This window comes from Isoptericola croceus (assembly GCF_029382255.1).
GTDB classification, from domain to species: Bacteria; Actinomycetota; Actinomycetes; order Actinomycetales; family Cellulomonadaceae; genus Isoptericola; species Isoptericola croceus.
In genome coordinates, this window is the sequence record NZ_JARLLG010000394.1 from 1 (window position 1) to 264 (window position 264).

A 264-nucleotide genomic window follows, 5' to 3' on the forward strand; every position below is an offset into this window, starting at 1 on the left:
AGGCGTACGCGTTGCTCTCTGGCTTCAAATAATTTCCGGCACCCTCTTGCCAGCATTTCCTCCAATTCATTCAGCGGCAACTGATACCTCTCGGCAATCTCCCCGAGGCGAACTCCAATTTGGTTTAATACGCTTTTTCCGTCTTCAAAATTTCCTTCTTCTGTCACGCCGTAAGCCGCACAAAAGATTTCAGCCTCTTTTTCTCCCAACACCTCCGCGATTTCCTGCGGGGTCCAAACATAAAACTTTCCTTCTTCCCCTTGT

General features: G+C 48.5%; 1 protein-coding gene. It reads right to left on the reverse strand.

The annotated features are described in order from the left end of the window. Nucleotides 1-264, reverse strand: a 264-nt coding sequence (locus PZC42_RS24855) for a hypothetical protein (RefSeq protein ID WP_498041209.1), incomplete at both ends; no start/stop codon positions are given.